General features: G+C 49.8%; 25 protein-coding genes and 1 riboswitch. Of the genes, 3 read left to right on the top strand and 22 right to left on the bottom strand.

The annotated features are described in order from the left end of the window. Positions 1-9: 9 nt before the first annotated feature. The 7 genes from plsX to OKS35_RS02285 all read right to left on the bottom strand — a co-directional run bounded on the left by plsX (position 10) and on the right by OKS35_RS02285 (position 7,358). The gene (gene plsX / locus OKS35_RS02315; RefSeq protein WP_015881356.1) at positions 10-999 is read right to left on the bottom strand and encodes a phosphate acyltransferase PlsX; all 990 of its coding nucleotides are present in this window, start codon (positions 997-999) and stop codon (positions 10-12) included. Continuing rightward, positions 996-1,565, bottom strand: a complete 570-nt coding sequence (gene fapR, locus OKS35_RS02310; protein WP_015881355.1) for a transcription factor FapR — start codon at positions 1,563-1,565, stop codon at positions 996-998. Before fapR ends, plsX begins: the two co-directional genes overlap by 4 nt. 85 nt (positions 1,566-1,650) lie before the next feature. Then, entirely contained in the window at positions 1,651-3,681 is a 2,031-nt protein-coding gene (gene recG / locus OKS35_RS02305; RefSeq protein ID WP_214691064.1) for an ATP-dependent DNA helicase RecG, read from the bottom strand. Beyond that, positions 3,668-4,555, bottom strand: a complete 888-nt coding sequence (sdaAA, locus tag OKS35_RS02300; RefSeq protein WP_074037281.1) for an L-serine ammonia-lyase, iron-sulfur-dependent, subunit alpha — start codon at positions 4,553-4,555, stop codon at positions 3,668-3,670. The genes recG and sdaAA overlap by 14 nt, the downstream gene beginning before the upstream one ends. A gap of 12 nt (positions 4,556-4,567) precedes the next feature. Beyond that, positions 4,568-5,230: an L-serine ammonia-lyase, iron-sulfur-dependent subunit beta gene (gene sdaAB / locus OKS35_RS02295; protein WP_264092398.1), complete on the bottom strand. Its 663-nt coding sequence runs from the start codon at positions 5,228-5,230 to the stop codon at positions 4,568-4,570. 63 nt (positions 5,231-5,293) lie between these two features. Then, positions 5,294-6,973 (bottom strand): DAK2 domain-containing protein, encoded by a 1,680-nt coding sequence (locus tag OKS35_RS02290; RefSeq protein ID WP_264092397.1) that lies wholly within the window; start codon positions 6,971-6,973, stop codon positions 5,294-5,296. Positions 6,974-6,995: 22 nt separating this feature from the next. After that, entirely contained in the window at positions 6,996-7,358 is a 363-nt protein-coding gene (locus OKS35_RS02285; protein WP_015881350.1) for an Asp23/Gls24 family envelope stress response protein, read from the bottom strand. 252 nt (positions 7,359-7,610) lie between these two features. Between OKS35_RS02285 and rpmB the strand changes: the two genes are divergently transcribed. Then, a complete protein-coding gene (gene rpmB, locus OKS35_RS02280; RefSeq protein ID WP_015881349.1) occupies positions 7,611-7,799 on the top strand; it encodes a 50S ribosomal protein L28 in 189 nt (62 codons plus the stop codon). Between the two features lie 57 nt (positions 7,800-7,856). Here rpmB and OKS35_RS02275 read toward each other — a convergent pair whose 3' ends face one another. From OKS35_RS02275 to gmk, 13 genes are all read right to left on the bottom strand, one after another. Next, the gene (locus tag OKS35_RS02275) at positions 7,857-8,444 is read right to left on the bottom strand and encodes a thiamine diphosphokinase (RefSeq protein ID WP_196430526.1); all 588 of its coding nucleotides are present in this window, start codon (positions 8,442-8,444) and stop codon (positions 7,857-7,859) included. Beyond that, positions 8,441-9,016: an energy-coupled thiamine transporter ThiT gene (thiT, locus tag OKS35_RS02270; protein ID WP_031421608.1), complete on the bottom strand. Its 576-nt coding sequence runs from the start codon at positions 9,014-9,016 to the stop codon at positions 8,441-8,443. Before thiT ends, OKS35_RS02275 begins: the two co-directional genes overlap by 4 nt. Before the next feature lie 72 nt (positions 9,017-9,088). Further along, positions 9,089-9,189: riboswitch (TPP riboswitch) on the bottom strand. 20 nt (positions 9,190-9,209) lie between these two features. Then, the gene (gene rpe, locus OKS35_RS02265) at positions 9,210-9,866 is read right to left on the bottom strand and encodes a ribulose-phosphate 3-epimerase (RefSeq protein ID WP_015881346.1); all 657 of its coding nucleotides are present in this window, start codon (positions 9,864-9,866) and stop codon (positions 9,210-9,212) included. A 3-nt stretch (positions 9,867-9,869) separates the two neighbouring features. After that, the gene (gene rsgA / locus OKS35_RS02260; protein ID WP_047795432.1) at positions 9,870-10,757 is read right to left on the bottom strand and encodes a ribosome small subunit-dependent GTPase A; all 888 of its coding nucleotides are present in this window, start codon (positions 10,755-10,757) and stop codon (positions 9,870-9,872) included. Between the two features lie 42 nt (positions 10,758-10,799). Then, a complete protein-coding gene (gene pknB, locus OKS35_RS02255) occupies positions 10,800-12,752 on the bottom strand; it encodes a Stk1 family PASTA domain-containing Ser/Thr kinase (RefSeq protein WP_264092394.1) in 1,953 nt (650 codons plus the stop codon). A gap of 5 nt (positions 12,753-12,757) precedes the next feature. Beyond that, positions 12,758-13,492: a Stp1/IreP family PP2C-type Ser/Thr phosphatase gene (locus tag OKS35_RS02250; protein ID WP_074037291.1), complete on the bottom strand. Its 735-nt coding sequence runs from the start codon at positions 13,490-13,492 to the stop codon at positions 12,758-12,760. Positions 13,493-13,500: 8 nt separating this feature from the next. After that, positions 13,501-14,586: a 23S rRNA (adenine(2503)-C(2))-methyltransferase RlmN gene (gene rlmN, locus OKS35_RS02245; protein ID WP_264092393.1), complete on the bottom strand. Its 1,086-nt coding sequence runs from the start codon at positions 14,584-14,586 to the stop codon at positions 13,501-13,503. 3 nt (positions 14,587-14,589) lie between these two features. Further along, on the bottom strand, positions 14,590-15,921 hold the full coding sequence (gene rsmB, locus OKS35_RS02240; protein WP_215244053.1) for a 16S rRNA (cytosine(967)-C(5))-methyltransferase RsmB: 1,332 nt from the start codon (positions 15,919-15,921) through the stop codon (positions 14,590-14,592). Then, positions 15,908-17,308 carry a methionyl-tRNA formyltransferase gene (gene fmt, locus OKS35_RS02235; protein WP_159562071.1) on the bottom strand — a complete coding sequence of 467 codons (1,401 nt, stop codon included), beginning with the start codon at positions 17,306-17,308 and terminating at the stop codon, positions 15,908-15,910. Before fmt ends, rsmB begins: the two co-directional genes overlap by 14 nt. Positions 17,309-17,319: 11 nt before the next feature. After that, complete coding sequence (priA, locus tag OKS35_RS02230) at positions 17,320-19,644, bottom strand: primosomal protein N' (protein WP_264092392.1); 2,325 nt, start codon at positions 19,642-19,644, stop codon at positions 17,320-17,322. Beyond that, entirely contained in the window at positions 19,641-20,831 is a 1,191-nt protein-coding gene (coaBC, locus tag OKS35_RS02225; RefSeq protein WP_264092391.1) for a bifunctional phosphopantothenoylcysteine decarboxylase/phosphopantothenate--cysteine ligase CoaBC, read from the bottom strand. Before coaBC ends, priA begins: the two co-directional genes overlap by 4 nt. Positions 20,832-20,889: 58 nt before the next feature. Further along, positions 20,890-21,099 carry a DNA-directed RNA polymerase subunit omega gene (rpoZ, locus tag OKS35_RS02220; RefSeq protein ID WP_015881337.1) on the bottom strand — a complete coding sequence of 70 codons (210 nt, stop codon included), beginning with the start codon at positions 21,097-21,099 and terminating at the stop codon, positions 20,890-20,892. Then, positions 21,099-21,746, bottom strand: a complete 648-nt coding sequence (gmk, locus tag OKS35_RS02215) for a guanylate kinase (RefSeq protein ID WP_031421596.1) — start codon at positions 21,744-21,746, stop codon at positions 21,099-21,101. The genes rpoZ and gmk overlap by 1 nt, the downstream gene beginning before the upstream one ends. Positions 21,747-21,877: 131 nt before the next feature. On the opposite strand from gmk, the gene OKS35_RS02210 reads away from it, so the two are divergent. Beyond that, positions 21,878-23,569 (top strand): NFACT family protein, encoded by a 1,692-nt coding sequence (locus OKS35_RS02210; protein WP_264092390.1) that lies wholly within the window; start codon positions 21,878-21,880, stop codon positions 23,567-23,569. A 240-nt stretch (positions 23,570-23,809) separates the two neighbouring features. Then, complete coding sequence (locus OKS35_RS02205; protein WP_264092389.1) at positions 23,810-24,019, top strand: hypothetical protein; 210 nt, start codon at positions 23,810-23,812, stop codon at positions 24,017-24,019. A 203-nt stretch (positions 24,020-24,222) separates the two neighbouring features. Here the strand turns inward: OKS35_RS02205 and OKS35_RS02200 are convergent, their stop codons facing one another. Together OKS35_RS02200 and OKS35_RS02195 are read right to left on the bottom strand one after the other, a co-directional pair. Continuing rightward, complete coding sequence (locus OKS35_RS02200) at positions 24,223-25,161, bottom strand: FUSC family protein (RefSeq protein ID WP_196430519.1); 939 nt, start codon at positions 25,159-25,161, stop codon at positions 24,223-24,225. Then, entirely contained in the window at positions 25,158-25,988 is an 831-nt protein-coding gene (locus OKS35_RS02195) for a hypothetical protein (RefSeq protein WP_074037301.1), read from the bottom strand. Before OKS35_RS02195 ends, OKS35_RS02200 begins: the two co-directional genes overlap by 4 nt. Between the last annotated feature and the right edge of the window lie 51 nt (positions 25,989-26,039).

The raw sequence follows: 26,039 nt of genomic DNA, 5'->3' as shown, positions 1-26,039 counted from the left end.
TGCTTTCGCTTAGTCTATCGCTTTGGCACGCTTGATTTTTTCAACGACATCGTGATCTACCATGATTTTCGCCTGTTTCAACGCACTCATGATGGCGAGTGCATCGCTCGACCCATGCGCCTTGATGACCGGCGCATTGATCCCGAATAATCCGGCTCCCCCGTGTTCGCGATAATCCAGCGTTTCTTTTAATCGTCTCAATTTCGGTTTTAAGATGAGAGCGGCGAGTTTAGATACAAGGTCACTCGTGAATTGTTCTTTCATCATCTTCATGAGCATCGAAGAGGAGCCCTCCACACCCTTTAACAAGATGTTTCCGGCAAATCCTTCGGTCACGATGACGTCCACGTCACCTGACATCGCTTCACGCGCTTCGACATTCCCAACAAAATGGACAGGTGCCTGTTCAAGGAGGGGGAACGCTTCTTTTGTCAGCGCATTTCCTTTACCAGCTTCTGTCCCGATATTGAGAAGGGCGACACGCGGTGTCTTGATGCCACGGACATGTTCCGCATACAGTGAACCCATAATCGCATAGTCGACGAGGTGTTCAGCTTTTGCATCCGGATTCGCTCCGACATCCAGTACGACGACACCACTACCAGTATATGTAGGGAACGTCGGAGATAATGCCGGACGCTCGATTCCCGGGATCCGTCCGATGATGAAAAGAGACGCCGCCATCAATGCGCCGGTATTCCCGGCAGACACGAGAGCATCCGCTTTTCCTTCTTTGACGAGCTGAGCTGCCACGACGAGCGAGCTGTCCTTCTTACGGCGCACCGCCCGTACCGGTTCGTCTTCGCCTGTGATGATCTCACTGGCTGGAACGACCGTCACTCGAGGGTCATCAAGACCGTATGAGGCAATTTTCACCTCATCACCGACTAAAAAGAGTTCCATCGACTCGTTCGGATATTGCGCGACGAACCGTTTCACACCTTCTACAATCGCCTTCGGTGCGTGATCGCCACCCATTGCATCAATCGCTAACTTCATGCTTGCTCCTCCTCACCACGTCGGTAAATCGTGAAGTCGCCATCAAAGACGCACTCCTCACCGACATAACTTTCAACTGTGACGTCCGTTCTCCCGTCCCCTCTTAGTTTCATCACACGAGCCTTGGCAACGACTCGCTCTCCAAGATGGACTTGGCGACTAAAGCGAATATCCGCTTTAGTGGTCAACGCCAATTCATCATTGATGAGCGCCACCGCTAACGAGTTGGCTTGCGCGAACAAGACGTGTCCACGGGCAATCTCGTTGCGGCTAAAGACGTGTTCTTTCTCTATATCGAGGACTGAGATCGCAGAGTCATCTAGCTTCAAGTCAATCATATCACCGATGACCTCGCTCATTGAAAGCGATTTGACTTCATCGAGATGTTCGGAAGCCACATGTTTGATTCGTTCCCGCACTTCTGGAATTTTTAATTCCATCCGGTCGAGTCGAATCGTTTGGATGCTGACAGAAAACTGCTTTGACAGTTCTTCGTCTTTGATGAACGGGTTATGCTCAATCGTTTCTTGTAACAAGCGTTGCCGCTCTTTCTTAGGTACCCGCATTCAGTTCCCTCCTAAACTAATCGCTAAAGAACTTAATACCTGGTACTAATAGCAGTATATATTCTTTAGTCGTCATTTTCAAGTACTATTCTAACCTTTCCCCAACGAGAAGGTCGAGTTGTTTCAAATAGCCACGTAACCCTTCATACTGGGCGTCATGCCAAAATGTGTCGCTTCCGAGAAGTTTCACGGCATCTTGCATGGCCACTTCCATCACTTTCAAATCGAGAACGGGATCGGCGACACGGAAACTCGGGAGACCGCTCTGTGCGGTTCCAAAGAAATCACCAGCCCCACGCAACTCTAAATCTTTTTCTGCCAATACAAAGCCATCGTTCGTTTCCGTCATCGTCTTCAAACGGACTTTCCCGACATCCGATTTCGGGTCTCCTACCAAGATGCAGAATGATTGATGCGCACCACGACCGACACGCCCTCTCAACTGGTGTAATTGCGCGAGACCGAAACGTTCGGCATCATGAATGATGATTAGAGAGGCGTTCGGGACGTTCACCCCTACCTCGACGACTGTTGTGGAGACGAGAATCTGTGTCGCATTATCGGCGAATGATTTCATAATCTCGTCTTTTTCTGTACTCGATAGCTTCCCATGCATCAGGCCAACGCCATAGTTCGAGAAACGTTCTTTCAATAGCTCATACAGTGCCGTCGCACTCTCCACTTCTAATGTATCCGACTCCTCGATGAGAGGTGCAATCACATACGCTTGACGGCCGAGTGCGAGTTCCCGATCGACCATTGCATGCACACGATCGATTTGATCATGTTTCGCCCAATACGTTTCAATCGGCTTTCGTCCTTTTGGCATCTCATCAATCGTGGAGACATCCATCTCTCCGAACGCACTGATGGCAAGCGTCCTCGGAATCGGCGTCGCGGTCATATATAATACGTCGGCGAATTCGGCCTTGTCTCGTAGCTTCTTCCGCTGTTCGACACCAAACCGGTGCTGTTCGTCCGTGATCGCCAAATGTAGATTCGAAAATTCGACCGGTCCTTGGATGAGCGCGTGCGTCCCGACGATGATGTCGACGTTACCAGATCGAATTGCCGTCAGAAGCGCTTCGCGCGCCTTCCCTTTCACTGAGCTCGTCAGGAGGGCAATCGTGATGCCAAACGGTTCAAATAATTCCTGTAACGATGTCGCATGTTGTTCGGCAAGGATTTCTGTTGGCACCATCAAGGCCCCTTGATACCCGGCCGTTACAGTCGCATACAAGGCAATCGCGGCAACGACGGTCTTCCCGCTCCCGACATCCCCTTGTAACAATCGGTTCATCCGTTCTGGTTTTTCAAGGTCAGATACGATTTCACGGATGACCCGTGTCTGGGCTCCTGTTAACGGGAATGCGAGCCGTTTGACGAATTCATTCAATTGATGCTTATCGAGGTGAAGGGCCCGACCGTTTCCTGACCGCTCCATTTTACGAAACGCCTGTAATTTTAACTGATACATGAGACACTCTTCATAAACATAGCTTCGTCTCGCCAGTTTATAGGTCTCAACCGTATCCGGGAAATGCATCCCACGAAGCATCGTCATCCGGTCAACTAATCGATATCGGTCGCGAATAGTATGCGGGACCTGTTCGGGCAGATCGTTCACCTGCTCAAAAGCGAGTTTAACGATTCGACTGAAATTCTTTTGTGTCAGTCCGGCACGCAATGAATAAATCGGTTGCAGTCCGCCTGACGGGGCACCAAATTCAAGGTCGGTCGCGCTGATCGTCATCCGGTTCATGTCCCATTTCCCTTTGACCGTCACCGTCTCCCCAATCACCAATTTTTCTTTATAGAAGGCACGGTTGAACATCGTCACTTGGACGGCGTATCGGTCTTCGAGTAACAACCGGAACTGGAGACGATTTTTCCCTTTACTATAGTAACGAACGAGCGGTTCGCCTTGGACTGTCCCGCTCCATTTGACGAGGTCGCCGTGCACAGCCGTCGTCACCGTCCCACTATTATAATTCTCATAACGAAACGGGACGTGCTCAAGCACGTCCTCGATTCGAACAAGTCCCATCACTTCTAACTTTTTGGCCATCTCTGGCCCGACCCCTTTCAGCGTCGTCAGTTGATCATTGTTTTGCATCTTCTTTCGCTCCAAATATATTTCGTTCGAGGCGACGAGCCGTCGGTGTATTGGCAAGTCCACCTTTAGCGGTTTCTTTTAAGGCCGTCGGCATCATTTGGCCCACTTCATGCATCGCCGAGATGACCTCGTCACAAGGAATACGTGAGGTAATCCCCGCGAGCGCCATATCTGCTGCGACAATAGCGTTGGCACCGCCCATGGCGTTTCGCTTGACGCATGGAACTTCCACCAGCCCCGCCACAGGATCACAGACGAGACCGAGCATATTTTTTAGGGCTATCGCAAATGCCGTAGCCGACTGGTCCGGTGTCCCGCCAGCTGCTTCAACGATGGCCGCGGCTGCCATGCCCGTCGCCGACCCGACCTCGGCCTGACATCCACCAGCCGCCCCTGAAATCGAGGCGTTGTTCGCCACGACGAATCCGAACGCACCTGACGTGAACAAGTAACGGATCATCGCGTCGCGGTCCATTTCAAGGCGATCTTTTACCGCAAACAATGTTCCCGGTACGACGCCCGCGCTCCCCGCTGTCGGTGTCGCACAGATTCGTCCCATCGCCGCGTTCACTTCGTTCGTCCCGATCGCTTTCGACACCGCATCTAAAATGAGATCCCCAGCGAGCGACTTGCCCGAACGAATATACTCTTGCATGAGTACGGCATCATTACCCGTCAATCCCGTAACCGACGTGACACCTTGGAGTGCACGTTCGACCGCTTCTTCCATCACCTCAAGATTTCGGTCCATCATCCCGATGATGTCCTCGCGACTGGCGCGTCTGACGTGCATCTCTTGCTCAATCATCACTTCAGAAATCGGGATATTCCGTTCTGTTGCAATCGTCACTAATTCCTCTACTGATTTAAACATCACACATTCTCCTCATTCCCCAAAAATAGCTATCCGTTCGATTTGCGGTAACCGTTCCAGCTCTGCTAACACTTCCGCAGGAATGGTCTCATCAATCTCAATCGCCATCAACGCCTGCATCCCTTTTTCATGGCGGCTCACTTCCATATGACCAATGTTTAATTGGTGATTCGCCAACACACCGGTCACAGCCGCGATGGCCCCGAATCGATCATGGTGCAAGACGACGAGTGCAGGCCCCCCACCTGTCAGTTTCAACGGGAATCCGTTCAGTTCGGTAATTTCAATCGTTCCCCCGCCGATTGAGATCCCGACAATCTCAAATGTGCCCAATTCATCTTCGAGTAAGACCCGGGCCGTATTCGGGTGATCCGTCAACAGATCACTCGTCTCAAAAATGACCTCGATCCCTTTTTCACGGGCGATGTCTAACGCTTGTGGGATTCTCAGATCGAATGTATCGAATCCCATGATTCCACCGACGATGGCTACATCCGTACCGTGTCCCCGATACGTGTCAGCAAACGACCCATAAAATGTGATGTGCGTGGTACGCGGCGTTCTCCCGAACAACTTACCAGCCATCAAGCCGATGCGGGCAGCACCTGCTGTATGCGAACTCGACGGTCCGACCATGACCGGGCCAATAATGTCAAACACACTACGATATTTCATCAATTTTTCCCCCTTTCAAAAATCCCTACCTTCATTATACAGAAGGTAGGGATTCGAAACAGCTTATTCCACACTAAAAATATAAGAGTAAAGCGGTTGTTTACCGTCGTGAACTTCAATTTCAATCTCGTCGTTCACCGATTCGATATATGACGTCAACGCTTCTACGTCCGATGCAGAAGAGCCTTCTCCTGTTAAGATCGTGACGATTTCGTCGTCTGCTTCGATGAGCGCATCGACTAATCGTTTAGCCGCTTCTAAGCTCGATGGAGACGAAGAAACGATTTTCTTCTCAGCAATCGCCATGTGCTCATCTTTTTTGATTTCAACGCCATCGATGCTCGTATCACGAACAGCGTACGTCACTTGACCGGACTTCACTGTCGCCGCTGCCGCTTTCATCGCTTGTTCATTCATCTCGACATCCGCTTCAGGATTGAATGCGATGGCTGCCGCAAGACCTTGTGGGACGGTCTTCGTCGGAATGACCGACACGCCGCACGGTGCGACAGACGCCGCTTGTTCAGCCGCCATGATGATGTTGGAGTTGTTCGGGAAGATGAAGACGTGTTCCGCATGTGCCGATTCAATCGCCTTGACGATATCTTCCGTCGACGGGTTCATCGTCTGACCACCTTCGATGACGTGGGCCGCCCCGAGTGAACGAAACAATTCGCTGACGCCTTCACCCATTGCGACCGTTACGATGGCAAATGGTGCTTTCGGCTTCACCGCTTGTTGAACACCGTGTTGGTTGGCGCCATGTTCTTCTTCAAGAATCGTCGAGTGTTGTTGACGCATGTTCTCAATTTTGACTGCGACGAGTTCACCGAAGCGCTGACCTTTCGTGATGACCTCACCTGGCGTCTCGACGTGAACGTGGACTTTCAAGAGCTCCTCGTCCGCGACGACAAGAAGAGAGTCCCCGAGTTCAGACAACTCGTTTCGGAATGCATCTTCGTTGAACGGTGCATCTTTCAACTTGTCCTCTTGGAAACGGACCATGATTTCCGTACAGTAACCGAATTCGATGTCCTCTGTCGACATGAATCCTTGCGCCGCATGCGCATGGTGTTCTGCTTCAATCAATGCATCCATCACCGGAGTATGTGGTTTTTCGAGTTCTTTTCCTTCAAGACTCGCAAGGAATCCTTCGTAAATGACGAGAAGTCCTTGACCACCTGAGTCGACGACCCCGACTTCTTTTAACACCGGTAACAAGTCCGGTGTACGGTCTAACGAAGCTTTTGCTTCGACGATGACACGTTTCATGAACTCTGTGAAATCACTTGTCGACTCAGACGCAAGGAGCGCTTCATCAGCCGCTTCACGAGCAACCGTTAAAATCGTTCCTTCAACCGGTTTCATAACCGCCTTGTATGCCGTGTCGACACCGCGTTTGAGCGCTTCTGCAAAATCAACTGTCGTGAGTTCCGTCTTACCTTCAACGGCTTTCCCGAAGCCGCGGAACAATTGGCTTAAAATAACGCCTGAGTTTCCACGTGCTCCCATCAGGAGTCCACGAGCGAACTTTGATGATACCTCTGCGATATCAGATGAGTTCATGGCTGCTACTTCTTTCGCACCTGACGTCATCGTCAAGTTCATGTTCGTTCCCGTGTCTCCGTCTGGAACCGGGAAGACGTTAAGCGAATCTACATAATCTGCGTTTTGGCTCAAGTTGGCCGCTCCGTTTGCGATCATGTTTGAGAGCGCCACGCCATCTAAACGATTTAAACCCACACCAAATCCTCCTCCGTTTTCGTCAGTCATTCGTCAGACGAACGCCTTGAACGAATATATTTACCGACGAAACGTTTAATCCTAAAGTTTCTCCGAGCGTATATTTCACTCGGCTTTGCACGTTGTATGCGACTTCAGATACTTTCGTCCCATAGCTTACAATGATGTGCATGTCGATATGTACGTCCTCATCCTCTTGACGTACGACGACACCACGCGCGTAATTTTCACGTTTTAACAATTCAGCAATGCCGTCTTTCAATTGTGCCTGTGAAGCCATGCCGACCACACCGAAGCATTCCATCGCCGCACCACCTGCGAGTGTCGCGATGACGTCACTTGTGATGTCAATATTGCCATATGTTGTCTTCATTTCAATTGCCATATGGAGTAGCCTCCTTTATTCGGAATGATTCCTAATGTACATTCTACAATAAGTACCTAGTTATTAAAAGAACCTGCTCCAGAATCTCGGTCAATTAACGCGATAACCTCATTCATTATTCAAATCCTTGAGAGTAATGTCAAGTTTTTTTCTTGTCATGGTATGATTTTCTAGTTGCATCGGGAAAAAAGCCGTGCTAATATAAACGAGTGTCTATTAGGACGAACCCACATAAAAAAGGAGGGGAAACGCATGGCACGTAAATGCTACGTAACAGGTAAATCACCTAAATCAGGTAACAACCGTTCGCACGCACTCAACAAGACAAAACGTACTTGGGGTGTAAACGTACAAAAAGTTCGTATTCTCGTTGACGGTAAACCGAAACGCGTTTGGGTTTCAGCTCGCGCACTTAAATCAGGTCTCGTTGAACGCGTATAATACTTATACACGAACGAATAAATCCCAGCGGCATTCGCCGATGGGATTTTTTTTTGCTTATTTTTTGACGAGCATAACGAGGGCCATTCCTTCATGAACCGTCAACAAGGCAAGCTCTTCGCTCCATTCATTTGAAATGGTCAACGCTTGCGCGCTATGGACCGGATGACGCTCGAGTGGATATTTGACCCCATCAATTGAAATCGTAGCGGTTTTCCAAGGCATGAAAGACAAGTAATGTTCATCTAGTTTTTTAATCTCATAACTTCCTGGCCGAGCGAGAAAAATCGTTTGACCCGTCCCATGAAGAACCATCCCCGGATACGATTCGAGTAGACCGACGTTCGCGAACGTCATATCAACTCGACCACCGAGTGCCCCGTACACGTGCATCTGGGTCGCCCCTTGATCGATTGCCAACTGAAGCGCAATCTCGAGGTCGGTCACATCCTTTTCAGATGGATAACGTAGCGCTTCCTCAGGAGGTGTTCCGACAAACGAATCAAAGTCCCCGACCACGACGTCGACATCAATCCCTTCATCTAATAATCTCTGATATCCGCCATCGACACCGATGACAAAATCGGCATCACGCGGTAAGTCCGGAATAGGTTCCGGACTCGCCGCGACGATCAAGATGTTCATTGACGAATGTCCCGTGTCGCGACACGCGTGAATCGCGGAGCTGTCGTGAAGAGTAAGACTAATACGATGGCTGAGATGACAAACGACGGAACCATATAAGTTGCGTTATAGCCAAGTGAATAAGCCACGACCGGACCCTCCGCATACTCAGCGAAAAAGACAATCCCTGAGATGACGTGAGCCGCATAACGCAACGCCGACCCGATCAATGCGCCGAGCACCAAATAGGTAGCGAGCGTCTTCGTCGCGCCTTGACCAGCGGCCTGTTTCACACGTCCGGCAAAGACGCCGGCCACGCCGACAAGTCCGTACGCAACCGTATAATCGAGCAAGAACTGAACTGGCGTAAAGATATAGGCTCCGAACAAGAGTTGAAGCGTCCCGACGAGCGCACCAGTCGCAAGTCCCCCTTTCAATCCGTGACGAAACGCCATCACAAAGATCGGGAGCATCGCCAGACTGATTGATCCCCCTTGTGGCAAACGATATGGGATGAGTAAATCAAAAACTAGCCCAAGCGCTGCGAACAATGAAATTTCGATGAGTGCTTGTAATTTAAAACGTGATTTCATCTTTCTTCCTCCTTTATTGTGTGAACGACAAAAAGCAGCATGACGTAAACGCCATGCTGCTTGGATTCGCAACGTGCATTTTCGCCACATCCCTACGTCCGTGTGAACGGAACAGGTTCAAAGGGTTAGCGTATGCCTCTCAGCCACATCATGTGACACCCCTTGCGACTCTATCTTGTTGTTCTATCGTCGATTATACACGAGATGCGCCACGAATGCTATCGATGGCTGCTTTATAATCCGGTTGATTGTAAATGGCTGAACCGGCAACTAGGACATCTGCCCCTGCATCAATGCAACGTTTCGCCGTCTCTTCGTTGACACCACCATCAATCTCAATTTCAAAATCGAGCTGACGGTCTTTGCGAAGCTGACTGAGCGCCGAGATTTTCGGTACGACGGATTCAATGAACGCTTGTCCACCAAACCCTGGATTGACGGTCATGAGCAATACCATATCGACATCTTGAAGGATATGTTCAATCGTAGAGAGCGGTGTGTGCGGGTTCAAGACGACCCCACATTTCGCCCCTGCCGCTTTGATTTGCTGCAAGACTCGATGTAAATGGTTCGTTGCTTCCACGTGAACAGTCACAATGTCTGCCCCCGCCTTGACGAAATCTTCGACATAGCGTTCCGGTTGATCAATCATCAAATGCACATCGAGAACCATGTCTGATTTTTTGCGCAAGCTTGCGAGGACTGGTAGCCCAATCGAGATGTTCGGCACGAACTGCCCATCCATCACGTCAAAATGGATATAATCCGCCCCCGCATCTTGAACGGCTTTCACTTCAGCCTCCAAATTGGCAAAGTCGGCTGCTAAAATTGATGGTGCGATTTTAATCATCTGTCAATACCTCCGTTTACGATCGTTTAACTCCTCCATAAAGGTAACATAATTCTCATAACGAGTTGAAGCAATTTTGCCATCTTCTACGGCTTGTTTAATGGCACAGCCCGGTTCATTGATATGGACGCATCCTCGGAACTTGCAATCGTCGTGACGTTCCACAAATTCTGGGAAGCACCATCTTAGTTCATCCGCCTCGAGTTCTTGAGGAAACTCGAGACTAGAAAATCCTGGCGTATCCGCCACAAGCCCGTCGGCCAATTGAATGAGCGTGACGTGACGCGTCGTATGTTTCCCACGACCGAGTGATTTGGAAATTTTCCCTGTGGCCAATTCGAGTTCAGGCGCGACTGCGTTTAAAAGCGAACTCTTCCCGACACCTGTTTGACCGGCAAACACGCTCGTCTTCTCTTTGAAGAGTCCCCGTACTTGATCGACCCCATCCGAAAGCTCCGTCGACGTTTCAATCACGTCATATCCGATGGCACGATAGCGGGCGACCGCTTCTTGAATCGGTCCGGTCTCTTCTTCACTGAGTAGGTCCATCTTCGTTAACACGATGATTGGATGAATCTGTTTGGATTCGATCAATACGAGGAATCGGTCAAGCAAATGATAAGAAAACGCCGGTTCTTTCACAGAAAAAAGTAGAAATGCCTGATCGATGTTGGCGATTGGTGGGCGGACGAGATGGTTTTGACGTTCCTCCACCTCTAAAATATAGCCTGTCCCATCTTCTTGATCTTGAATGACAACGTCATCGCCGACGACGGGTGAGATGTTTCGTTTCCGAAAATTCCCTCTCGCCCGACACCGAATCTCTTGATTCGACTCGGTCATCACATCATAAAACCCGCCTTGTAAACGAATAATCGTTCCTTTCAATATGACTACCTCCCTTAAAAAAGAGGTGACGACACCGTCACCTCTTTATTGTGCCTCTTTGGCCTGTGCATATGTGACTGAATCCGTTCGGACGATCTCACCATCGACTTCAATCGTTGCGGTCCCGACTTCGTCCGGAGCAATGACGAGCGTATACGAGTATGTTGTCGTCTCTGTGATTTTATCCCGTAACACTTCAATTTCACCACGCGCATCGACCGTACGAATCACGACCTCCACGGCTTTCGGTTTCTTGTCTTTTTCCGGTTGCTCGACTTCGACGCTCACTTCACGTTCGATGGAGACGTCCGTCGGTTCAACCCCTTCCGATACGATGACCGTAAGTTCCGTTCCCGGATCGACTGCCGTACCCGCCGTTGGAAGTTGACGGATGATTTGACCTTTAGGAACACTTGTCGAAAACTCATCCCGTCTCACGATTTTTAACTTGTTTTGATCGGCATAAGTCGATGCCTCGTCAAACGTATATCCCGCGAGATTCGACAGTTCGACTTTGTTGCTTCCTGTCGACACGACGAGCGTCACCGTCACTTCTGAAGGAACGACCTCCTCGCCTGGGTCGAGCGATTGCGAAATCACATCTCCGCTAGCGACTGTTTCCGAAGCTTCTGTTTTGATTTCAAGGTCACTGAACGCCAGATCTTTTAACATGCGTTCAGCTGCTGTTTGGGACAATCCCTCCACATTCGGCATTTCGACGGTTTCTTTCCCGGCTGAAACGACGATGGTCACCGTCGTGCCTCGTTTTGGTTTACGCCCTTCTTGTGGGTTTTGCGAAATGACCTCGCCTTCTTCGACGTCATCGCTCGCCCGCTCCGTCACTTCGACGACGAAATCGGCATTCTCAAGTTCAGACGTGGCATCTCCGATACTCATTCCAACGACATCCGGAACGACGGCTCGTGACATTTCATCGGCGACCACGTATGCCGCAATGCTCCCTCCAATCAGGATCAACACGAGTAAAATCCAAATCCACCATTTGCGTTTCTTCTTTTTGACTGGAGTCACCGCTTCAGGTTCTTGCTCGCTAGACGCTGTGACCGAAGTCGGTGTTACTGGCGTCTCTGGTTTTTCTTCAGGTATGACCGGTGTCATGACGAGCGTTTGATCGAACTCATCCTGACTGGCCGGAACACGTCTCGGCTCATTGGCGCGTTCACGGCTTAATGCCGTCATGCAGTCTTTCTTAAAGGCTGCGACCGAAACATGACGGGCACCTGGTGACTTCGACAATGCTTGCATGACGCAGTTTTCGAGTGCCTGTGGAATATTCGGATTCAAGTCCATCGGTCGAATCGGGTCATCTTGCAAATGTTGAAGCGCAACGGCGACCGGTGTCTCGCCAATGAACGGGACACGACCTGTCAACAATTCGTACAGTACGGCACCGAGCGAATAAATATCTGACTTTTCATCAGCAAATTTACCGCGTGCTTGCTCAGGTGAGAAATAATGGACCGAGCCCAGCACAGACATCGTATGCGTCAACGTCGCATTCGACATCGCCACGGCAATCCCAAAATCAGTCACCTTCACGTTACCGTGCTGATCAATCATCATGTTCTGCGGCTTGATATCACGGTGAATGATTCGATTCGCATGGGCATGGTCAATCGCATCACAAATCTGTCCCATGATGCGTAGCGCTTCATCGACAGATATGTATTCCTCTTGCAAGTATTGTTTTAACGTCACCCCATCGACGTGTTCCATGACGATATAGTACAAATCTTCTTCATCGCCGACGTCATAGATCGCCACGATGTTTGGATGGTTCAGACTCGTAGCCGCATGGGCTTCTCGCTCGAACCGACGTATAAATTGTTCGTTATGTGAGAATTCAGATCGCAACACCTTGATGGCGACGGTTCGGTTTAAGATCTCGTCATGAGCCCGGTAGACATTTGCCATGCCTCCGCTGCCGATTTGTTGTTCGATCCGATAACGATCGTTGATTCGTTCTCCGCTTCGCATCGGATTCATCCTCTCTTTCTATCTGTGAATTGAACGAGGGCGACCGTGATATTGTCGCTCCCTCCCAATTGATTGGCTTCTGCAATGAGTTGCTCCGCTTTTTGTTCGGCGGATGCCGTTTGTTGTAATACGTGTTGAATCGCCACATCGGTCATGTGTGTCGTCAATCCATCCGTACAAATTAAAATCACATCAAACTCAGGGTCAGCGAGCACTTGCACGTCAGGTTCGACTTGTTCGCTTGAACCGATTGCCCGGGTGATGACATTTCGTTTCGGATGAACCCGCATCTCTTCTTCCGTCAATTCACCGAGTTGTTTGAGCACATTGACGTAAGAATGGTCCTCCGTAAGACGTCTTAACTCATTCGCCTGGAGCGCATAGACGCGACTATCTCCGATATGGACGATGACCACCGTCTCTTCATTCCAACAAACAGCTGCCACAGTCGTTCCCATCATGACAAGATTGGACTGCTTCGCAAATTGCAACACTTGATCGTTCGCCAAATCGATGTGGTGGCGGAACCATCGTTCGATTTCGACAGGGGTTGTCGGGAGAGACGGGAACGCCCGTCTAAACTCTTCAATCACGATTTGACTCGCAACCTCTCCCGCTGCATGCCCACCCATTCCGTCTGCAACCAGGGCAATCCCGGTTATGGCATCACCTAAGATTAAAACTGCATCTTCATTTTGTGTGCGTACTTGTCCACGATCTGTTCGAAATGCTAATTCCATCTTTCTGATTACCTCGTTTCTTGTTCGCGCTCCTTCGCTCGAAGCTGTCCACAAGCGGCATCGATGTCCGACCCTTGCTCGCGACGGATTGTCACGTTCACATTGCGGTCTTTGAGCACTTTTTCGAAGGCAAAGATTTGAGCTCGCGGTGTCCGTACATAGTCACGTTCGAGTACATGGTTGACGGGAATCAAGTTGACGTGACATTTGATTCCTTTTAACAGGTCTGCCAAGAGATGGGCATATTCTTCCGTATCGTTGACACCACCAAAGAGTCCATATTCAAACGTGATGCGACGTCCGCTCTTCTCTGTGTAATAACGGACCGCATCCATCAACTTGTCCAAGTCAAAGGCACGGTTGATCGGCATGAGCTTGGTACGCAATTCCGTCGTCGGTGCGTGAAGTGAAATGGCGAAGTTGATTCGCATACCTTCATCGGCAAACTTGTAAATCTTCGGAACAATCCCACTCGTCGATACCGTGATGTGTCGTGCTCCGATGTTGAGTCCATTGTCATGATTGACAGTACGTAAGAAACGCATTAACTCATCGTAGTTATCGAACGGTTCGCCGATTCCCATGACGACGATAGAGTCGACGCGCTCTCCTGTCGCGTCTAATGCACGTTGTACGTCGAGCACTTGAGCTGTGATTTCCCCGGCTTCTAAGTTTCGTTTCAAGCCGCCGAGTGTCGAGGCACAGAACGTACATCCGATCCGGCAACCGACTTGTGTCGTGACACAAATCGAGTTTCCGTATTCGTGACGCATGAGTACCGTTTCAATTGAGTACCCGTCCTGAAGTTCAAACAAGAACTTGATTGTGCCGTCTTGGGATTCCTGCTTGACCAATTCTTTTAACGTCGTCAATTGGAACGATGCCTCTAATTTGTCGCGAAGCGCTTTCGGAACGTTGGTCATATCATCAAAAGTCGTGACCCGTTTGACGTACATCCAATCATATAATTGTTTCGCACGGAATGCCTTTTCTCCTGCCTCGGTCACCCATGCCTCAAGTTCTGGAAACGTCAACGAATAGAGTGACGGTTTTGCGCCTACGAGTGGATTCTTTTCTACTGCTTTTGGATTCATGTTTTATACCTCTTTCTTAAATGCGGCGATATAGAAGCCGTCGGTCCCGAATGTCGTCGGTAATAAATTTAGTTCAGCACGGTCCGATTCCATCATCGGACGAACAGATTGTGGGAGACGACCTTTGAGCGTTTCGTCCCACATCAACCCTTTCGACAGAATATAGTCAGCCTGCGTCTCATTTTCAGACGGGTCGATTGTACATGTCGAGTAAACTAGCGTACCACCTGGTTTGAGCAGTGGCAATACGGCATCAATGATTTGTCTTTGTATCTTTGGTAAGTTTTCGAGTTGAGCTTTGTCCTTCGTCCATTTAATATCCGGCTTTCGACGAATGACGCCAAGGCCCGAACAAGGGACATCTAAAAGAATCCGGTCAAAGCTTTCTTCTTCAAACCGTTCACCTGCTAAACGAGCATCAAGGGCAAGTGCGGTCACTCCATTGATGTGTAGACGTTTGGCTTGTTGATCAATCAATTTTGCTTTATGCGGATGAAGGTCAAGCGCGGTGAGCGATCCACCTTGCATTCGCTCTGCCGTATGCATCGCCTTGCCGCCTGGCGCGGCACATGCGTCTAGGATGACATCGTCTTTCGACACGTTGAGTGCATCCGCGACAATCATGGAGCTCTCATCTTGAATCGATAGAAGACCTTCCTCGATAAACGGGGTCGCATGGACATTGCCAGACTCTACGACAAGTCCATCAGCAGATAGTTCAGAACGTGACGTCATGACGCCAGCGTCAGCCAACCGGTTCATCATCTCATCCACTGAAATACGCTTTCGGTTGACCCGAATCGTAACAGGAGCAGGTTCATTGTTTAATCGGCAAATCGCTTCTGCCGTTTCCACACCATATAACTCAATCCAATCTGATACGAGCCATTCCGGATGACTGTGCTCGATGGCGATTCGTTCTGCATCGGTCAAGCCACTAAAGTCCGGAAACCCTTCCCGAAGCACATTTCGTAACACCCCGTTTACGAATTTGCTCGTTCCGAGGTGATGACCTCGTTTTTTCGCGATTTCGACCGCCTCGTGTAGGACGGCCCGGTCGGGTACTTTATCAAGATAGAAGAGTTGATAAACGCTCATCCGAAGAAGCGGGAGGACAAACTTGTCTAGCTTCTTCGGCGAACGGATGCGGTCTTTCAAAATATAATCGAGCGTCCCTTTGCGACTGAGCGTCCCATATACGAGTTCGGTATAGAGACCGACATCTTTTGGGGCAACTTTTTTTTGTTTCAATGTATCATTGACGGCAATCGTCGAATACGCGCCGCCTTGTTCAATTTTCATCAGCGTATCAAGCGCTGCTTCACGTACGTTCATGAGTTCCTCCTAATCGGTCGCCAATCCGTAGCTTTTGTCCGGCGCCACGCATGAAGGTTGCACCATCCATCCGTTTCTTACCTGCGGGTTGCAAATCGGTCACTTTGATGGCGACGTCGTTCCCTGTCGCCACGACAAATCCGTCTTCTTCCAGACGAATGACTTCTCCCGACTGTCCCGTTCCTGTCGTTTTTTCTCCCATGAACAATTTCACTCGTTCGCCTTCAAGCGTTGAATAGGCCGTCGGGAATGGATTCATTCCTCGAATATGGTTGTAGATGGACTCGCCATGCTTCGTCCAATCAATCTGTTCACGCTCACGGCTGATGTTCGGAGCAAACGTCACGTCTCGCTCGTCTTGAGGCACCGCCTCAATCCACCCTTCCAAGAAGGCCGGAAGCGTACGGATCAGAAGATCGCTTCCTGCTACAGCCAGTTTATCAAATAAAGACCCGACTGTATCCGTCTCTTCGATAGGTACGATGGTATTGGCAATCATGTCCCCTGCATCTAACTTGTCGACCATGTACATGATCGTCACACCTGTCTCCGACTCCCCATCAAGAATGGCTTGATGGATCGGGGCACCTCCGCGATATTTCGGAAGGAGGGAGGCATGTACGTTGATGGCTCCGTGAGGCGGGGCTTCTAGTAAGGCGGTCGGCACGATTTGTCCGTACGCCGCCGTCACAATCAAATCAGGCTTCAGCTCTAAAATTTCTGCATAGTCTGTGCGCACTTTTTCAGGCTGCAACACGGGAATACCGTGACGAAGCGCACACTCTTTTACTGGAGTCGGCTTAAGTTCACGTTTTCGCCCGACCGGTTTATCCGGTTGCGATACGACACCTACGACATTGTATCCTTCTTCAAGCAGTCGCTCAAGTACCGATACGGCGAACGTCGGCGTCCCCATGAAGACGATGCGTTTGTCTTTTCCAGGGTTCGGGACGGCGAGCTTGTCTGTGAACAAGACGCCATCCAAATGATCCATCTCATGTTGAATCGCACGAGCGAAAAAGCCGCTCGCTTGAATCGTATGTGTCCGCCCTTTCAAATCTTGATTCTTGACGACGATCGACTCGTGTCGTTCCACGAATCCGAATTCGCCTGGGATGCTCAAACATCCCTCTAGTCCAACTTCTCGACCGGATGTTTCAATGATTTCCGGGTTGATCAAGACGAGCGGTCCCGTCTCATCATCGGTATGGACGACCGCGAGCCGCTGGTTCAAATTGACTTGCGGTGCCGCGACACCAACTCCGTCATACTCATACATCGTATCAAACAATCGGTCGACAGTCTGACGCAATTTTTTATCAAACTTTGTCACCGGTTCGCACGTTACGCGCAAAATGTCATTAGGTACTTCTACTACTTTATACATGTCTCTCCACCTCACATGAATACGTATGGGTTCACATCGATACTCATTTGATATTCTTTCTTGCTGATTGCTTTGGCTCTCGCTTGCTGTAATCGTGCCAGCTCCACATAGAGTGCTTCGGGTTGTTTTGTTTTAATGAATACTTGATAACGATAGGCGTTCTTCAATTTCGATAACGGTGCCGGCATCGGTCCATTCAAGCGACTATTCTCCACGTGCGCTTGTAAAAAGTCTGATGCGAACAATTCTGCCTCGGCCTTGGCGACAAGGGGATTTTCCGCCGAAAACGTGACGAGCGTTAAAAACCAGTAAGGAGGATGATTTCCGACTTGTCTGAGTCCCATCTCTTTGGCGAAAAATGTCTCATAATCATGTTCACTCGCAGTCTCGATCACATAATGGTCCGGGTTATACGTTTGGACGAACGCCTCACCCGGAAGTTTTCCGCGCCCGGCTCTTCCTGCCACTTGCGTGACAAGTTGGAAGGTGCGTTCGGTCGCCCGAAAGTCAGGCATCCCGAGTGTCGCATCCGCCGCGAGTACCCCAACGAGGGTGACGTTTGGGAAGTCGAGCCCCTTGGCAATCATCTGCGTGCCAAGTAAGATGTCGGCCTCCCCTTCTTCGAAACGACGCAACAACTGCTCATGTGAACCTTTTCGAGACGTCGTATCCTGGTCCATTCGGATGATGCGCGCTTCTGGAATCCGGTTCAACAGTTCCGTCTCGATTTTTTGTGTGCCCGACCCGAACTGTTTGATTTTCTTACTATTGCAGGATGGACACGTCGACGGCATACTGACCTCATAACCGCAGTAGTGACACTTCAACCGATCTCCATATTGATGATATGTCAAATTGACGGCACAATGCGGACATGTCATGCCTTCCCCGCAGTCCCGGCACATGACGAACGTCGTGAATCCACGACGGTTCAATAAAATGACGCACTGCTCTTTTTTCTCGATCCGGTCGAGAATCCCTTGGAACAATTCTTCCGAGAACATCGTCGTATTGCCTTTCGCCAATTCACGGCGCATATCGATAATGTGGACCGGTGGCATCTCTCCACCGTACCGTTCTTTCAAGTGTAAGTAGCGATACACACCCTTTTGCGCTCGGGCGTAGGACTCGAGGGAGGGTGTCGCACTCCCCAACACGACGGGACACCCATGATAGCGGGACCGCCAGATGGCAACATCGCGCGCATGATAACGAGGATTTTCCTCTTGCTTGTACGTCGTCTCGTGCTCTTCATCTAAGATGATGAGACCGAGTCGGTCGAGCGGGGCAAAGATTGCAGAACGGGCACCAACGACGACGTCGACTTCATTTCGTTTAATCTTACGCCACTCGTCGTACTTCTCACCTTTAGACAGAGCGCTATGCAGCACGGCGACCCGATCGCCGAAACGACGTTTGAAGCGTTTGACCATCATCGGAGTCAAACTGATTTCGGGAACGAGTAAGATGGCTTGTTTCCCTTCATCGATGACTTGTCCGATTGATTCTAAATAGACTTCGGTCTTCCCGCTTCCCGTCACACCGTGGACGAGTAACGTCTCACCCGCGTCAGCCTCATGAATGGCCCGAACCGCGTTGGCTTGACTGTCGTTCAATTGAACCGATTCCTCGACTTGCTCGATTGTCGCGTACGGGTCACGATTCAACTCGACCTCGGTCAATCGAACCGCTCCGAGTTCCGCAAGTTTCTGCAGTTGTGGGCGAGTCAGCCCAATTTGGCGAAGTGCCGACCAATACATGCGTGGGGTCTCCTCAAGTTGGCGGACCGCTTCTAGTTGTTTTTTCGCACGTTTCGAGACGACTGTCGCATCGAGGAGTTCGACGACGACGTCTGTCTTAACGGTCTTCTTTTCTTTTAAGACGGGTGCTAAGGTCAGCTCCCCTTTTTTAGCGAGTCCGAGAATGACTGACTGAACTTCTTTCGGATACTCCGATAAATGCGTTCCGAGACGGACCCCATCAGGGACTTGTCCTTCTTTGATTTCTTTGTCATAACTGACCTTGAGCGCGGCCGGAAGCATCGCAAGCAGGGCGGATGAACGAAAGCAAAGTGTCGTCTCTTTCACATGGATGGATAAAGCGAGCAGTTCGTCAGTGAGTGAAGATTCCTCATCTAACAGCGCTTCTAACGGTTTCAATCCTTCCCTCGTCCCATCTGACGTACCAACAACGATTCCGAGGAGACGTCGTGAGCCGAATGGGACGGAGACGCGCATGCCCGGTTCAATCAAAGCTTCAAATTGTTCAGGTACTTCATAATCAAACGGACGGTCAATCGTGATCACCGGTGCATCGACATGTACATGTGCAATCATTGGACCGCTTCCTTAAAATGTGTGAGCAACTCGAACGCCAACGCTTTCTTCGATTGTTTCGGAAGTCTAAGTGACGTCCCGTCAGCTTGGAACAAGACGACTTCATTGTCGTCCGCCCCGAATCCGACTTCACTGCCAGACACATCGTTCGCCACAAGGTAATCGACGTTTTTTCGCTTCAGCTTAGCTGCCGCGTGCTCCTCGAGTCGTTCCGTCTCAGCAGCAAATCCGACCAACACTTGATGGGTCTTCTTCTCACCGAGTGATTTTAAAATGTCTGTCGTTTCTTCAAGTTCAATCGTAAGTGGACCGTGGACTTTTTTATGTTTTTCCGAATGAATCGTTTTTGGACGATAATCCGCAACTGCCGCTGATTTCACGACGAGGTCTGAATTCTCAAAACGGCTTGTCACTTCGCGCAGCATCTCCTCACTTGACTTGACGGGAACCGCTGTCACGCCTTCCGGGACAGGAACTTGGAGCGGCCCGTGGACGAGCGTGACACGGGCACCCATGTCCCGAGCCACCTCAGCGAGTGCGACGCCCATTTTCCCTGACGAATCATTGGATAAGTAACGGACGGGATCGATGCGTTCGACAGTCGGGCCAGCCGTGATCAAGACATCTTTTCCAAGATATAGTTTCGGGACGAATTGGCTCTCGATGATGCGAACTAAGTCTTCCGGTTCAGGCAGACGTCCCCCGCCAATCCATCCGCAAGCCAAGTTGCCGACACCGGGTTCAATCAACTGATAGCCGTATGATTTTAGCGTCTCGATGTTCCGCTGTGTGGCAGGATGTTCGAGCATGTTCACATTCATCGCCGGTGAGATGATGACCGGGCACTTCGCAGCCAAAATGGATGTTGTCATGAAGTCATCCGCAATCCCGTTCGCCAATTTTGCGATCGTATTTGCCGTCGCCGGGGCCACGACAATCAAATCGCTCGAGTCGACGACGTCGATATGAGCAATCTTTGTCGGGTCATGCTCTTCGAAAACGTCCGTATAGACCGGGTTGCGACTGAGCGCCTGGAAGGTCGCCTGACCTACGAATTGTTCCGCCGATTTCGTCATCGCGACGCGAACATTCGCTCCGGCTTGAACCAATTTCGATGTGAGCGCACACGCCTTGTAGGCGGCGATGCCACCACTCACACATAACAAAATAGTACGATCCTTCACCATTCCCAAACTCCCCCTTATAGACAATGAGACCCAAGTCGCAAACGACTTGGGTCACACTTCATCCGTTGTTTTTTTCGTTCACGATGATTGTCGTATCACCCGAAAATAGTTCTTCTAACGCTTGACCGACCGGCTTATATGATTTTGGCTCGGCGACTTTCGGTGCTTTTCCATCTTGAATCTGACGCGCCCGTTTTGCAGCGACCGTAACGATCGTGTATTTTGACGGGATAGTACGTTGTAAGGCATCAATCGAAGGGTATAACATTAAATGACCTCCATCATGGCTTTTTTATAGAGTGATGCAACACGTTCACGTTTACAATGCTCGGCTGTCACGATCGCTTTAATTCGATCGATGGCTTTGTCGACCTCGTCGTTCGTGACGACATAATCGTAGGCGTCCATCAACTCGATTTCTTCACGCGCGACGAGCAGGCGTTGCTTAATGACTTCTTCTGACTCCGTGCCTCGTCCGATGAGACGATTGCGAAGTTCTTGAAGACTTGGTGGTGCCAAGAATAAAAAGACGGCTTCTGGGAGAAGTTCCTTCACTTGGAACGCCCCTTGCACCTCAATTTCAAGAATGACATCTTGGCCGCTTTCGAGCGTTTCACGCACCCACTCTACAGGCGTCCCGTAATAGTTACCGACAAATTCGGCATGTTCAAGCAATTCTTTTTGTTCGATCATCCGTTCGAACTCTTCTCTCGATTTGAAGAAGTAATGCACTCCTTCAACTTCCCCTTCACGTGGTTTTCGGGTCGTCGCCGACACCGAATATTGAAGGTTGTTGTCCTCTTCCTCGCGAAGAGCACGGCAAACGGTCCCTTTTCCGACACCGCTCGGTCCAGACAAAACGATTAATAATCCTCGTTCTTTAAAATTCACTGCAAGCCCTCCATCTTCTAACATCACATTTAATTATAATAGCAGTCAATCAATTGTCCCGGCAAGAAGAAGTTCGGATTTCCTACTCCATCGTACCATATTTTCTGTTTTTCTGATAACGTAGAGACAGAAAATGAACAAAGGTGATGAGATCATTGGCTTATGATGGATTAATGACATATCGTGTCGTACAAGAATTACAATCGCTCGTCGGAGGGCGAATCAACAAGGTACATCAACCGTATTCGCTCGATTTGATGCTTCAAATTCGCTCGAATCGTCAGAACGCGCAACTCTTGATATCAGCAAACGCGATGTATGCCCGTCTTCAGTTGACGGATACACCGATTAAAAACCCACAAGAACCGCCGATGTTTTGCATGATGCTCCGCAAACATGTGGAAGGTGGATTCATCACGGCGGTCGAACAAATCGGAAGGGACCGTGTCATCGTCATATCGGTCCGCTCTCGTAACGAGCTCGGCGATGAAGAATCGAAGAAAGTATACATCGAATTGATGGGGCGCCACTCGAACGTCGTCTTGACGACGGAAGAAGGCAAAATATTAGATGCAATCAAGCATCTACCTCCTTCTCAAAACACGTATCGGACCATCATGCCGGGTAGTGACTATCTCCTTCCTCCGGAACAACATAAGTTCGATCCATTGACCGAGATGACAGAAGGATTGAAACGAATCGATTGGAACGCCGGCAAGCTCGATAAACAGATAGTCTCCACGTTCGCCGGTGTCAGTCCGCAAATCGCACAGGAAGTGGTTCATCTCGCAAAAACGCCGAATCGAGATTCCTTACAGCAAGCATTTGAGAACGTCCTTCGTCAACTCGATGGTCCCTACGTTTTCCAACAACTTGCGAATGGTAAAGAACGATTCGCTCCGATTGCATTGACAGCCGGGGACATCGAAACCGAGGAAACGTATGAATCGAGTAAAGAAGTGCTCGACCGTTTCTACTATGAAAAAGCGAACCGTGACCGTGTGAGACAACAAGCGCACGATGTCGAACGTCTCCTTAAATCAGAACTCGAAAAGAATCAATTAAAACGGCGTCGTCTCTTAGACGACATGAAGGCGACGGAGCGGGCGGATGAGTTACAAAAATACGGCGAGCTGTTGACGACGTATCTATTCCAACTCGAGAAAGGGATGCGTGTCGCCGAAGTCGTCGATTATTATGACGAGAACGGTGCAATCCTCTCCATTCCGCTCGACCCACTCAAAACACCGAATGAGAATGCGCAGCAATACTATAAGAAATACAACAAACTAAAAGTAGCCAAAGTCGAAGTGAAGAAACAGATGGAGTTGAACGATGCAGAAATCGAATATTTAGAGACGCTCATCGCCCAACTCGACGTCGCTTCCCCGTCCGACCTTCTTGAGATTCGCGAGGAACTTGCAGAAGAAGGCTACATCCGTCAAAAACGTCAAAAGAAAAAAGCGAATCCGAAAATTTCGCTTGAAGCGTACACGTCCTCGACCGGAACAGAATTCTTTGTCGGGAAGAACAATACGCAAAACGACCATCTGACGTTCAAGTTCGCACGACGTGATGAGATTTGGCTTCATGTCAAAGATATTCCTGGGTCTCACGTGATTATCCGCTCGACGGAACCAGACGAGACGACATTACTAGAAGCCGCATCAGTCGCCGCCTACTTCTCGAAAGCACGCGCATCAAGTGGCGTGCCTGTCGATTACACACGCGCCCGTTTCGTGAAAAAACCGAGCGGTGCGAAACCGGGATTTGTCATCTATACAGATCAACAGACCGTCTACGTGACTCCGGATGAGCAATTGATGAAGTCATTGAAACAATCGTAAACATGAAGACCCGCCATCGTGATAGCGGGTCCAGACTATAGACAAAGTATAGGTGTCATGCCCCAATCCGGACACGGCTCGCTTTCCTAGGGGCAAGCAGGGAGCCGCATCGCGACTGCGTCACTGCTGGGTCTCCCTTTGCTTGCTATTCCCTCAGGAGTCTCGCCTGCCCGTTCTTGGTCACCTTTTGTCCATCGTCCCATATAATGGTGTGAGAAGAACACACAGGGGACGGATCTGATGATCAACAAGTCGACACGATCCATCCTTCGCGGTCTGACGAACGGAACGGATGTTGAACGGCAGCCCGAGGCGGATGATCTCGGGGTCGATGACGGGCGGGCTCGGCGTCTACCTTCTCTTCCCCCTGATACATCGATTCGAAGTAAGTATCGAGCTTTTTCTTCGGCCGTCGAGGCCCTTAGAAGAAGACAAACGGCCGCCAGATGACGACCGTTTGCGTTGCTCGCCCGACGGCGCCCCGACTCCTACAGGAAAGCAATCCGACGGAGACCCAGCAGCGACCTAGGTCGCGATGCGGCTCCGGGATTGCCTGAGGAAAGCGTGGGCGCCGGAAGGACGAGTTCGAACATGCTATTTGTCAACAAGCTAGACCCGTCATCATCATGGCGGGTCTTCTACGTGTAGAGGGTTCACGTTTTCGGATCATGCTTGAACGCCTCGAGCTGTTCATGATAGTCGAGCAAATGCCCGTGTAAAATTTCTGAAACGGATAAATCTTCATGTGGAAGTTTGAAGAGCGAATAGGGCTTGTCACATGTATAGAGAATGTCGTGATGATGCGCTAGTAAATATAAAAATTCTGACTCAAATGCCTGACGCTCTTCCTCGCTCATCAACAGGAAAGCTTCTCGATGCTCGGCGAGGCTCTCTAGCAACAAGACCAGCTTGTCTTCAAGGTGAATCAACAAACGGTATTGTTTGATCGTCATATATTTCAATTTGACGTTCGTCACTTTCATGTCCTCTTGAAGCATCATATGAAGCTCCTGATGGCCAAGGATGCGGGCTCGCGTTTCTAGCAGCTCTGCCGGGGAACCGACGAGCTCTCGCCAGTGATGGAACAAGTAAGAAGAAGTCTTACGTACCTCGTTCAATAACCGGTCCTCATAACGAGGAGGCATGAACGCGTAATTGACACCGAGTGAAACGAATACACCAACCGCCGTTAATAGAGAACGGGTCCACGCATAATGGAAGAAGTCCGATGTAGGACTTTCGAGCATCATGACGATGGCAAATGCCGCATACGTCGACATGTGGGTTTTATCGAACGTCGTGTTAAGCGTGAGCGAAACGATGACGGCTAATCCAATCGAGAGCGGATTGACACCGAACAAATAGACGATGAAGAGCCCGCACATAAGACCGACGACCGTTCCGAATATGCGACTGAATACGATTTTAGACGATCGCTTGACGGTCGGTTGCATCGCCACAACTGCTGCGATGGCTCCCATCCCTGAATAAATCCCGAAGATATACCACGAGATGGCGACGGTGATGGCGACGGCAATTCCAGTTTTTAACGTACGTAACCCGATTTTCGGGATGTATCGTTGTCCATTCATTTGAGTTCGACCTTTCCTGTCTCAGAAATCAGTTCCACCACCGGTCGATTCGATGTCGACAATTGATACACACCCGGTTCGACTTCTTCGTAACGGTCGCTACTCGAGACTTTTCCGGTCGTCGTCACGTTCACTTGTCCTGTCGCATGTTTCGGCGCGTAACTAAGCGTCCCAGCTTCCGTTTGGATGGTCATCGCTTGATTGACGACAACATCGCTGACGGTCGCATGACGATAAGAGCGAATGTCACCGTTCACAAGTCGTGCCGATTCGATGGTCGTATCGCTTTTCGATTCAATCCGTAGACGATCACTATCAATCTGTTTCAAATTGACGGCATTCACATCCATAACAATCGTCTTCGCATTTAATCCTTGTCCTGTCACCTGCTCCGCTCCCAGATGAACCGATGTCATCGAGCTCGGCAAAGCGACTTTAATTTTATAGCGCGACGGTTCATCGCTCGCTCGACTTCCGAAATAGCTGAACCATCCATATCGCTCGACGACGTAGATGGTATCCCCGACTGACTTGACTTTGATGCGGCGTTCTTTCGAATTAGTCTGCATCACTTCAATCTGTACCTTTTCATTTGGACTACGAACGAATTCTACATTCCCATGGTCTGTTTCGAGTCGCAATTTCTTCATTTGATATCGGTCTTCATACTGGTCTCCTAGCGCTAATAAATGGCTGAACACAAATAAATTCACTAAAAAGAGCGCTGGGATGATTATCAAGACGAGACCGAAGGCGACTTTACGATGTTTTGGAATTGCACGAAATCGTGCGTTCCATGTCTTCTCTTTGCTTCTTGAATACGCCATATGCCTCTCCTTTTCGAATCACTTCCGTTATTTTACCATGAAGTATGACAT

This window comes from Exiguobacterium sp. N5, assembly GCF_025842465.1.
Lineage (GTDB): Bacteria > Bacillota > Bacilli > Exiguobacteriales > Exiguobacteriaceae > Exiguobacterium > Exiguobacterium profundum.
The sequence above is the reverse complement of the archived record's forward strand: the minus strand, read 5'-3'. Positions and strand labels throughout refer to the sequence as shown.